This window comes from Facilibium subflavum, from assembly GCF_003574485.1.
GTDB lineage: Bacteria > Pseudomonadota > Gammaproteobacteria > Francisellales > Francisellaceae > Facilibium > Facilibium subflavum.
The window spans coordinates 1-524 of record NZ_QLIT01000371.1 but is presented as its reverse complement, the minus strand read 5'-3'; the positions used below and the strand labels follow the sequence as shown (position 1 = coordinate 524).

Annotated in this window: 1 protein-coding gene; it reads right to left on the bottom strand. The window is 32.8% G+C overall.

Features of this window, described 5'->3' with window-relative positions; translation table 11 throughout:
- Positions 1 to 267: 267 nt before the first annotated feature.
- Positions 268 to 524, bottom strand: a 257-nt coding sequence (locus DNK84_RS13995) for a DDE-type integrase/transposase/recombinase (RefSeq protein WP_119345035.1), incomplete at its 5' end; no start/stop codon positions are given.

Below are 524 nucleotides of genomic sequence, written 5' to 3'. Positions count from 1 at the left end.
TTGTGCTATTCGTAATATCTACATTATCTAGCTGCGCATCAACTAAAGATGAATTTCATAATACAGATCTATGGGATAGGTACCACAAAAGAAATTCGCATCTTACATATGGAGATACTCTTTCCAAACTTGAATCTGCTCAAGAGCACCATAAGCCTTACTTTAACTACACTCCTTATGGAGCTGACTTTAAGTAAGATTTTTGGTTCTATCGCAAATATTTAAATCAGTAACAATTTTCATGAAATCAGTATGCTCTAGATACAGTTATGCTGCTATAGAATAGAATTGATCCCAAATAGTCATATTTTCAGCATTAATGTGCTGACCTTTTCTAATCATATTTATTAACTCATAACCAGCGATAGTGGACTCCATGGAGTCCCAAGACTTAAATCCCATCATGGGTCGAGTCAATCGTTTAATACTTCTATGATCCTGCTCTATCAAATTATTTAAATACTTATTTTGTCTAATTTCAATACCATGAGTTAACCATATCCCTAGTAAAAATAAGTAGATAT